At 68.3% G+C, this 6,256-nt stretch carries 8 protein-coding genes; 4 read left to right on the forward strand and 4 right to left on the reverse strand.

Going from position 1 to position 6,256, the window contains the following annotated elements; all coding sequences use genetic code 11:
* The 3 genes from ACRDUX_RS34780 to hpt all read left to right on the forward strand — a co-directional run.
* The coding region (locus tag ACRDUX_RS34780; protein ID WP_526421059.1) for an Rv3626c family coenzyme F420 biosynthesis-associated protein at window positions 1–358 on the forward strand (358 nt) is incomplete at its 5' end.
* Window positions 337–1,305, forward strand: a complete 969-nt coding sequence (tilS, locus tag ACRDUX_RS34785) for a tRNA lysidine(34) synthetase TilS (RefSeq protein ID WP_526421061.1) — start codon at window positions 337–339, stop codon at window positions 1,303–1,305. The genes ACRDUX_RS34780 and tilS, both read left to right, overlap by 22 nt.
* Before the next feature lie 15 nt (window positions 1,306–1,320).
* Window positions 1,321–1,947 (forward strand): hypoxanthine phosphoribosyltransferase, encoded by a 627-nt coding sequence (gene hpt, locus ACRDUX_RS34790; RefSeq protein WP_526421063.1) that lies wholly within the window; start codon window positions 1,321–1,323, stop codon window positions 1,945–1,947.
* Window positions 1,948–1,957: 10 nt separating this feature from the next.
* Here the strand turns inward: hpt and ACRDUX_RS34795 are convergent, their stop codons facing one another.
* Genes ACRDUX_RS34795 through ACRDUX_RS34810 form a run of 4 tightly spaced genes read right to left on the reverse strand, consistent with a single transcriptional unit; the run spans window position 1,958 to window position 5,909 of the window.
* Entirely contained in the window at window positions 1,958–2,713 is a 756-nt protein-coding gene (locus ACRDUX_RS34795) for an SIMPL domain-containing protein (protein WP_526421065.1), read from the reverse strand.
* A gap of 21 nt (window positions 2,714–2,734) precedes the next feature.
* Window positions 2,735–3,751, reverse strand: a complete 1,017-nt coding sequence (locus ACRDUX_RS34800; protein WP_526421067.1) for a zinc-binding dehydrogenase — start codon at window positions 3,749–3,751, stop codon at window positions 2,735–2,737.
* The gene (locus ACRDUX_RS34805) at window positions 3,751–4,950 is read right to left on the reverse strand and encodes an LLM class flavin-dependent oxidoreductase (RefSeq protein ID WP_526421069.1); all 1,200 of its coding nucleotides are present in this window, start codon (window positions 4,948–4,950) and stop codon (window positions 3,751–3,753) included. Before ACRDUX_RS34805 ends, ACRDUX_RS34800 begins: the two co-directional genes overlap by 1 nt.
* Window positions 4,947–5,909 (reverse strand): alpha/beta fold hydrolase, encoded by a 963-nt coding sequence (locus ACRDUX_RS34810; RefSeq protein ID WP_526421071.1) that lies wholly within the window; start codon window positions 5,907–5,909, stop codon window positions 4,947–4,949. Before ACRDUX_RS34810 ends, ACRDUX_RS34805 begins: the two co-directional genes overlap by 4 nt.
* Between ACRDUX_RS34810 and ACRDUX_RS34815 the strand changes: the two genes are divergently transcribed.
* Window positions 5,817–6,256, forward strand: a 440-nt coding sequence (locus ACRDUX_RS34815) for a GH39 family glycosyl hydrolase (protein WP_526421072.1), incomplete at its 3' end; no start/stop codon positions are given. The two genes, ACRDUX_RS34810 and ACRDUX_RS34815, sit on opposite strands and share 93 nt — an antisense overlap.

Below are 6,256 nucleotides of genomic sequence, written 5' to 3' on the forward strand. Positions count from 1 at the left end.
GTCCGAGCCGCAGCGCAAGGCCCTCGACCAACTGCTGGTACTCGGGACGCTGCTCGAAGGTCACGCCGACCACGTCATGGACGCCGTCGGTCCCAAGGTGGTGCCCTCGGTGGCGACCATCAGGCGCAGGTTCGACGAACGGCGGCAACGCAAACAGCCGCCGATTCAGCGGCTGCTCAGGACGCTGTTGGGACTCGACGCCAAGCTCAGTCAATACACCCGCGGCAAGGCGTTCGTCGACCACGTGGTGGGCAAGGTCGGCATGGACGCGTTCAACACCGTCTGGACGAGCGCGGAAACCCTGCCGCTGCCAACGGAAGTCGACAAGCCGCAGCGATGGATAGACAGGGTCCTGTAGCGGCGGTGCGCGCTGCGCTCGACGACTTCGCGCGCATCCACTGCGCCGCCGACGAACAGTGGTGCGTGGCGCTGTCGGGTGGAGCCGACTCGCTGGCCCTGACCGCAGTCGCCGCACGATCGCGGCCGACCACCGCGTTGATCGTCGACCATGGGTTGCAACCCGAGTCGGCCTCCGTGGCGCTCACCGCGCATGCTCAGGCCCTCGGGCTCGGTTGCGTCGATGCGCAGATCCTTCGCGTCGAGGTGGGCTCGTCCGGTGGGCCAGAGGCCGCCGCCCGCACCGCCCGCTACGCAGCGCTCGACGGCGCACGCGGCGGTGGGCCCGTGCTGGTCGCCCACACCTTGGACGATCAGGCCGAGACGGTCCTCCTCGGGCTCGGCCGCGGTTCGGGTGCGCGTTCGATCGCGGGTATGCACCCGAGTGATCCGCCGTGGTGCCGGCCACTTCTCGGCGTCCGCCGCAGCGTCACTCACGCCGCCTGCGAGGAGCTTGGCCTGGTGCCCTGGCGCGACCCGCACAACGTCGAGTCGAGGTTCACCCGCGTCCGGCTCCGCACCGAGGTGCTGCCGCTGTTGGAGGAGGTCCTCGGCGGCGGGGTGGCCGAGGCGCTGGCGCGGACCGCCACGGGGCTGCGCGAGGACGTCGACCTGCTGGACGCACTGGCGGTGGAGGCCTTGGCCACGGCGTCGTCCGACGGCGAGCTGAACGTCGCGCCGCTCGCCGGCCTACCGCCTGCGCTCCGCAGGCGCGTCATCCGTCGGTGGTTGCTCGACGGCGGTGCCAGCGGCCTGACCGACGGCCAGATCCGCGACGTGGATCGGCTCGTCGTCGACTGGCGCGGCAGGGGTGGCGTCGCAGTCGGGTCGCTGCTGCGCAACCAGCGGCTGTTCGCCGACCGGCGCGGTGGCGTGCTGATCCTGCGCACGGAAGCGGTTTCAGGCTGAGCGATTCACGGGCACGTGTTGGTCGCCGACGCACTGACGTGGCACGCTGTTGCCGTGCCCGAGCCATCTGCCGTGGACCCGTATCCCGGCGACATCGAGTCGGTGCTTCTCTCCGAGGCTGAGGTTCAGGCGCGCGTCGCCGAACTGGGTGCGGCCGTAGGGGAGCACTATCGCGAAGCGATCGGTGACGGCGGCGAGGATCTGCTGCTGGTGACCGTCCTCAAGGGCGCGGTCATGTTCGTCACCGATCTGGCCCGCGCGATCCCGTTGCCGACCCAGCTGGAGTTCATGGCGGTCAGTTCGTATGGCTCGTCGACGTCGTCGTCGGGCGTGGTGCGCATCCTCAAGGACCTCGACCGGGACATCAACGACCGCGACGTCCTCATCGTCGAGGACATCGTCGACTCGGGGCTCACGCTGTCCTGGCTGCTGCGCAACCTCGCGACGAGGCATCCTCGGTCATTGCGGGTGTGCACGCTGCTGCGCAAGCCCGACGCGGTGCGCGCCGATGTCGAGATCGCCTGGTGCGGTTTCGACATCCCGAACGAGTTCGTCGTCGGATACGGGCTTGACTACGCCGAGCGGTACCGCGACCTGCCCTACATCGGCACCTTGGACCCGAAGGTCTACGAGAATCCCTGAGGCACTGGCGTCAGCCCAGTTCCCAGACCACCGTCACCGAGAAGCCGACGGTCTGCTGGCCGGGTGACATCGGCACGGCCGTGGCCATGTCGTAGCGGGCTGGCGACGGCATCGGCGTTGGCGGCGGGGCCCCGCTACCGGTCGCCGAGATGGACAGGACCTTGCCGAGGTCGAGGCCGGACAGCTTCGCATACTGCTGGGCGCGGTCCTTCGCGTCGGCGAAGGCGCGGCCGCGGGCATCCTTGACCAGTTGTGAGTCGTCCTCGATCGAGTACGACACCGAGTTGATGCGGGTGGCGTCACCGCCGGTGGTGGTGATCACGCCGAGCACCTGTGGCCCGGTCTCGATCTTGCGGACCTTCACGTCGATCGAATTGCTCGACTGGTAGCCGACGATGGTGGTGTTGTCGGAGCCGCCGTACTGGGGCTGCAGCGTCACCGTCGTCGTGCTGATGTCCTTGCGGTCGATGCCCTGACCGGTGAGGGCATCGGTCAGGGCGTTGGCACGGCCGCTGGTCTGATTCGAGGCGCCGATGGCGTCGGGTGCGGTGGCCGCGATCGAGAGGCTGATGACGAGGGTATCCGGGGTGCCGTCGACCTTCCCCTCGCCGACGACGGTGACCTGGCGGGGCGCCGTGGTGCCGGGGACCGCGGCGGGCGCCGACTTGGCGTCGCACCCCACGACCCCGACGACGGCCAGCGTGGCCAATGCCAGCACCAGCAGTCGGGTCAACGTTCTCGAAGGCTTCGATGGCTTCTTCGGCATGCCAGTGACCCTACCGGCCGTTCAGGGAGTCACCAGGATCTTGCAGTGGCTGCCCGGATCCGACAGCTCGTCGAACGCCGACCCGACGTCGGGGAGACCGACCTCGCCGGTGATCATCGGCGCTACGTCGATCTCGCCGTCGGCGATCGAGCGCAGCGATGTCGCGAACTCGTCGAGCCCGTAACCGAAGACGAACTGGACGTTGATCTCCTTGGCGATGGCGAAGAACGGGTGCACGGTATCGGGCTGCATGGACACGCCCGCCACGACGAGACGGGTGCCGCGCGGAGCGCGGCGCAGCACGTCGTCGATGACACCGGGTGCCCCGACGGCCTCGAACACCACCGCCGGTGGGGGGCCGTCGAACGGCGACTCCTTGGCCGGGTCGAATGTGCGGTGTGCGCCGACGACCGTCGCGAGCTCCCGGCGTTTGGCCGAGAAGTCGGATGCCACAATGGTTTCGACACCCTTGACCTTGCACGCGGCGATGATCGCGATGCCGATCGGGCCGCAGCCGATCACCAGTGCAGTCTCGCCGGGGGTGACGTTCGACTTGTTGACCGCGTGCAGTCCGACGGCCATCGGCTCGGTCAGGGCGGCCTGCTTGACGTCGAGCCCGTTGGGGATGGGGAGCAGCAACGGCGCCGACAACACCATCCGCTCGGCGTAGGCGCCGAGCGTGGTGTTGCTGTACACGATCATCGTCGGCCCGGCCTGCGACAGAAGTACCGGCACCGACGTGACGAGCGTTCCCGGCGCAGGCGCATCCGTGTCGGGGCCCGCCTCGAGAACCTCGGCGCTGAACTCGTGCCCCATGAAGACGTCCGCGGACAGATCCAGCTCGTCGCCGGGGTCGGGCATCCCCTTCATCTGCTTGCCTGCGGCGAGCACGTCGTCGCCGTGTCTGGCGAAGTGCAGATCCGAACCGCAGATGCCGCACGCCTTCACCGCGACCAGCACCTGCCCGGGGCCGGGTGCGGGTTCCGGCAGGTCGTCGCGGTAGACCATCCGGCCTCCGCGCAGCACCGATCCCCGCATCAGGCCCGCTCCTGCTTCGCCTCGTCGACGTGTTCGGTGATCGCGTTGACGATCGCCTGACCGGCCCGCCCGAAGAGCTGATCTCGGATGCCTCTGGCCCATTCGTGTGAGGCCTGCGGCGCGGTCAACTGAGCCTTGAAGTGCGGCACGACCTCTCGCGCGAACAGCTCGTACGAGTGGAAGGTGGCCGCGGGTGGCGCCCAGTCGTGCCCCAGCATCAGGAACGTGCCGAAGCCGCCGGAGCGGTCGAGCAGGTCCTGGATGTAGACGATCGCGTCGGCGGGGGTACCGATACAGCAGTTACCCTGGGCGGCATAATCTTCCACGAACTTCCGAGGTGACTGCGTGTCCTCGACGGTGTTGTTCAGTGGCACGAAGCCCGCGGCGCCGAAGTAGTTCGCGAAGTCCTGCAGCCCGTAGGTGCAGTCCTCGATCGCCTGCTCGCGGGTGTCGGCGAGGTGGACGATCCCCAACACCCGCCAGTCCTTGCGGTCCGGTGTCTCACGTCCCGACTTGGCGGCCTGATCGCCGACGATGCCCCACGTCGTCTCCAGGGCGGCGACGCCGCCGGGAACCGACATCGACAGCGAAAGCAGTGACGTGCCGAGCTGACCCGCCAGCCTCGGCCCCGATGGCGACACCATTGCCGCGCAGGCGATCTCGGGGTACGGCCACGTGTAGGGCCGGATGTGCAGAGCGGCATCGCGAAGGGTGAACCAGTCCGTGGAGCGGCTGATCCGTTCGTCGGGCGCGGCGCGGAAGAGGGCGAGGATCGCCTCGAGTGACTCCTGCATCATCGGTCGCTGGTCGACGGGGTCGATGCCCATCATGTACGCGTCCGACGGCAACGCGCCGGGCCCCGTCCCGAAGATCACCCGGCCGCGGGTGAGGTGATCGAGCAGCACCCACCGGTCCGCCACCATCAGCGGGTGGTGGTACGGCAGCGACACGACACCGGTGCCGAGCCTGATGTGCTTGGTGCGCTCGGCGGCCGCGGCGATGAAGACCTCCGGGCAGGCGATCAGCTCGTACCCGCCCGAGTGGTGTTCGCCGAACCAGACCTCGTCGAACCCGAGCCGGTCCAGGGCGACGGTCCGCTCCAGATCGTATTCCAGTGCCGCGGTTGGGGATTGGCCGACGGGGTGAAACGGTGTGATGAAGACGCCGAAGTCGAGCGGCTTCGCCTGCGTCGCGCTCACTTGAGCTCCAGGCCGTCGATGAACTCCACCAGTGCGGTATTGACCTCGGCGGGTCGCTCCTGCTGCAACCAGTGCCCTGCGCCTTCGATCAGCACTTCGCGGTACGGCCCCGACACGACGTCGCGCACCCGGTCGCGCGGGGTCATCGCCAACGCCGGGTCCGCGGTGCCGCCGATGAACAGCGTCGGCACGTCGATCGTCGGCGACGGCGTGGTCTCGGTCAGCTCCCAGTTCCTGTCGAAGTTGCGGTACCAGTTCAGCGGTCCGGTGAAACCCGTCCTGGTGAATTCCTCGACGTAGTGGTCGAGCTCGCCCTTGGTGATCCAGTCCGGCAGTGCGTCGGGTTCCGGAAGCCGGTCGATGAAGCCCTCCGGGCCTGGCGTCATCATCGTCAGGAAGATGTTCTCGTCGCCACCTTGCAGGCCGCCGCCGACCATCCTCCGCATGGTGCGGGCCGGGTCACCGCCGAGTTCGGCGTCGGCGGGTCCCGGTTCCTGGAAGTAGAGGATGTAGAAGAAGTTCTCCCCGAACGCGCTGCGCCACGCCTCCGTCGGGCGCACCAGCGAGCGCGGCACAGGAGGGACGCTCATCGCCACGCACGCGGACACCCGGTCGGGATGCAGCAGCGGAAAATTGGTGGCGACCACCGATCCCCAGTCGTGTCCAACGAGGACGGCCTTCTCGGCGCCGACGTCGTCGAGCAGCCCGGCGATGTCGCCGGTGAGCTGCACGATGTCGTAGTCCTCGATCGCGGGCGGCCGCGACGATCCGCCGTAGCCGCGCTGATCGGGGGCCAGTACGTGGTAGCCGGCCGCGGCGATGGCCGGGATCTGGTGACGCCATGAATAGGCCAGTTCGGGAAAGCCGTGGGCGAGGACCACCACCGGCGCGTCGCGCTCGCCCGCCTCGGTCAACCTCAACGTCACCCCGTTGGTGTTCACGAACCGCACTGTGCTCACCGTCTCAGCCAAGCACAGGCCGGCGGTCCGGCGTCGAGTTCCGTCCGTTCGCCCTCGGCACGCCTGCCGGGAACTGCCGGTCGTTGGTCTAGCGGTAACCTGGACGAACCCGAAAACCAGCCCGCCTGCTGGACTGGCACCGACGACGAATATTTCAACCTCTACCGCGTCGCCTCGCGCCTCCTCAAAGAACGCTTCCCCTCCTTGAAAATTGGCGGCCCCGCCATCGGCGGCACGGGTCAGGTGAAAAATGGCAAATTCGAACCCTCCGGCTTCCTCACGCGCTTCCTCCAGCTCTGCCAGCAGGAACACCTGCCGTTGGATTTCTTCTCCTGGCATTGCTACAC

The organism is Mycobacterium sp., assembly GCF_050701675.1.
Taxonomy (GTDB): Bacteria; Actinomycetota; Actinomycetes; order Mycobacteriales; family Mycobacteriaceae; genus Mycobacterium.